Genomic DNA, 3220 nt, shown 5'->3' on the forward strand with positions numbered 1-3220 from the left:
CTCCATGTAGAACACATGGTTGATAGGCCGGATGTGGAAGCCCCGTARGGGTGGAGCTGACCGGTACTAACAGTCGAAAGGCAATCATACTTCATTCAACCCTTGGGTTGGATGGATACCGTAAGTCCTTCTAGCAATGACTGTCAACAAGGAGCACTTGTTGATTCATGACAACGATATACATCGCGTCCACCATCCGGTTCCCAAGCGGCCACATCCCATTCCCGGCACGTCCGGGAGTGATAATCAAAGATTTGCGGTGACCATAGCCTAGGGGAAACGCCCAGCTCCATTCCGAACCTGGAAGCTAAGACCTAGCACGGCGATGGTACTGCACTCGTTAGGGTGTGGGAGAGTAGCACGTTGCCGCTATACACGTACAGAACCCCGAGTAGGCACCACCTACCCGGGGTTCACTCATACCCCACACGGGTTATAGGTCATAAAGTGTGTCTCGGGGTTAGTTGGTTTGGTTTGGGTATCGGGTGGTGGTGTGGAATTCGTTCCAGTTGATGCCGGTGCCGTACCTGTTAGGGATGCCGTAGTTTTCGTAGGCTCCTTGTGGGCTTGACTGCCAGGCTTTCCTGTAGAGGTCTTCGATGTGTTGGTCGGTGATGCTGTTAACGGCGAGCCATGCGGCGGGTTGCGGGCGTTCGCTGTGTTGGTGGCACCACCAACAGATGGCTTTGATCCTGCGGATGAGGCGTAGTCCTCGGTGGTGGCGCATCATGTCGCGCAGTCGCGCGTTCCATGATTCGATCAGGTTGTTCGTGGCCGGTATCGGGGTATCCCGGGTGAGCTCATGATCGAGGAAGGTGAACAGGTGGTTCTCTTTGATGCGCTTGCGGATCATGCGTCGGGCTTTGACGAGCCGCTGGTGGGTGTCCTCGATACTGCCGTCCGCATATTGGCTGTGTTCGTCAAGGAACTCGTGGAAGTCCTGTTCCCACTGGTTGTACGCCACCAGCCATGCGGCGGCATCATCTCGGGTTGTCACACGGCTGAGGCCGATAGCGAGCTTGCGTAACTGTTTGCCGGCATCCAAGCGTGGTCTCGTCCCGGTGAGCTCGCTGATTTTCATGCACACGTGGAACAGGCAGCGCTGCACCCGCGTATCAGGCCACACGGTTTTCAATGCTTTCAGGAGTCCGCCGCCACCGTCGCATACCACCACGTCGGGCGGGGCGATACGAGCCATCAAGTTCATCCACCCGGCCGAGGTTTCCCTACGTGCTACATACCAGCCGATCACATGAGCGTCAGCGATGGCGATCAGTACGACCGCCTGCCGGTGCAGATGAATACCGTCCACATGCACCACATGGTGAATCTCATCAACCAACGGCACTGGAGGCCACAACTCCCAGCACCATCGGGTATGACGCCTGAACGTACGTGGGTCCGCACCGGTCTCGGCCTGTGTGTGTTTGGAGAACAACCAGTCAAGAAACATTATGAGACTACTGCCATCACGCTGGTGTTTCACCGTTCTGGACACCCCGCATTCAGGTGAGGGACATCGCCAACGGGTCGTGCCCGCGCTCGTGGTGCCGTTACGTTTCATCACACGATTACAGGAAGGACATGAGGGTCTGGTCATCACCCCATGAAAGCAACAAACACAAACCACTCCCAGCCCTACTCATATAAGGGATACAAGCCGATATCAGACACACTTTATGACCGAGTGCGCAATCAACCCAACCAAACACAAACCACTCTCAGCCCTACTCCCACAACGGATATAAGCCAAAAACAGACACACTTTATGACCTATAACCCCCCCCCACACACCCAACCACGGCATATCGGCTCTTCGCACTGTTGTGTGCCTGGGCCGACTAGTTCGATACCTGTATCAACATGACGGCTTTTCGGGCATTGTTTTCAGATTCCTGTCCTTTTGATGCAGATATCATCTCAGCGTCCGCAGCGAACAATGATACTCAGCGCAGCTGTGCCTCGAAGCACACTGTTTTATTGTCGACTTGTCCTCTTCTATACTCTTTCGTTGTTCGCAGAGAAGCGAACATAATGTATGTTATCGGCTATTCCGGTATTGCGATTACCTCGGCCTTTCACACGGAATACACTAGGCGTCCCGTTTGCTTCATGGAAGTCCCATAGAACACACTTACAAGCTTCTCTGTAGATGAAACTTGCAATCTCTTACTATTTCAATACTATTGTGTGACACTAGATAAACGGCGTAAGACGAGAGTAAAGGTTGGTAGCGCCATGGCGACTATTACTGTACGAGTGGACGATGAGACCAAACTGAAGGCCTCCGATATCGCAGAGGACTTCGGCTTCGATCTTTCATCTGTCACCAGGGCGTTCTATCGCCAGATGGTGCGGGAACGTCGCATTCCGTTGAACCTCAGCTATGAACCCATCCCCAATGAGCAGACTCTCGCCGCTATTCGTGAGGCGGAGGAGATAACGCAAAGCGGACGTCAGCGCTTCAAGAACGCTGACGAGATGTTTGATTCTTTGGGAATCTGACCATGCTCGTTCCCGAATACACCTCAGGCTTTGAGCGCGACGTGAAACGAATGACCAGGAAACATATGGACACCGAGGGCTTACGTCGTGTAATTCGTCTGGTACTTGCTGACAACGAAGAGTCTCGCGATGAGCTACGGCGCAGACATCGTGCCCATAGGCTCACTGGCGACTGGAGTGGAGTGCTCGAGTGCCACATCGACAACAGTCTCGATAGTCTGCTGATATGGCGTACATCCAGTGGCACTGCTGTCTTCCTGCGTGTAGGCAGCCATGACGAACTATTTCGTTAGAATCCGTGGGCAGTGGTGTCGGCATCCACAACAGCCCAGATAGAGTGAACCTACAACACGCCGAAGGGAAGGAATATTCGAGGAATTTTGGCAACTTCAAGAGGTATGCAAAGCAAACAGCGGCAGAAAACAGCAATTTCGACACGCCGAGATAACGGCTGTATTGCAACGTTTGTCAGAATCCAGCGAGGGATGATTTGCACAGGTAGGGCATCTCGTGTAAATTAATCCCTTGCTGCCCGACAGCGAGAAGAAATCCTCGGGATTGCTTCAAGAGGTCTGGTGTGGTGGTGGTTTGAGAACTCAAGAGCGTATTTGTACTACTTTTTATAGTCTTTTTTAATTGCCAGTTCGGTATGAGCTTCATTTTTTGGTGGAGTGCTTTGATTAGCTTAATGAGTACCGAGATTTTTGTGTGGTTC

At 52.7% G+C, this 3220-nt stretch carries 4 protein-coding genes and 2 rRNA genes; 4 read left to right on the forward strand and 2 right to left on the reverse strand.

What is annotated here, in order from left to right; translation table 11 throughout:
• Both DB51_RS09620 and rrf read left to right on the forward strand, forming a co-directional pair.
• Positions 1-90 (forward strand): 23S ribosomal RNA (locus tag DB51_RS09620); the annotation flags it as partial.
• 165 nt (positions 91-255) lie between these two features.
• A 5S ribosomal RNA gene (gene rrf, locus DB51_RS09625) occupies positions 256-372 on the forward strand.
• Between the two features lie 88 nt (positions 373-460).
• Here rrf and DB51_RS09630 read toward each other — a convergent pair.
• Positions 461-1600, reverse strand: a complete 1140-nt coding sequence (locus DB51_RS09630) for an IS1249 family transposase (RefSeq protein WP_034254716.1) — start codon at positions 1598-1600, stop codon at positions 461-463.
• A gap of 638 nt (positions 1601-2238) precedes the next feature.
• Here DB51_RS09630 and DB51_RS09635 point away from each other — a divergent pair.
• Positions 2239-2505, forward strand: coding sequence for a type II toxin-antitoxin system RelB/DinJ family antitoxin (locus DB51_RS09635; protein ID WP_034254718.1), 267 nt, complete (start codon positions 2239-2241; stop codon positions 2503-2505).
• Between the two features lie 2 nt (positions 2506-2507).
• Complete coding sequence (locus DB51_RS10100; protein WP_084674771.1) at positions 2508-2798, forward strand: type II toxin-antitoxin system RelE/ParE family toxin; 291 nt, start codon at positions 2508-2510, stop codon at positions 2796-2798.
• Between the two features lie 175 nt (positions 2799-2973).
• On the opposite strand, the gene DB51_RS10500 is transcribed toward DB51_RS10100, so the two are convergent.
• Positions 2974-3220 (reverse strand): hypothetical protein (locus DB51_RS10500; protein WP_238548370.1); only part of this gene is annotated, 247 nt, incomplete at its 5' end.

The organism is Bifidobacterium crudilactis (assembly GCF_000738005.1).
GTDB classification, from domain to species: Bacteria; Actinomycetota; Actinomycetes; order Actinomycetales; family Bifidobacteriaceae; genus Bombiscardovia; species Bombiscardovia crudilactis.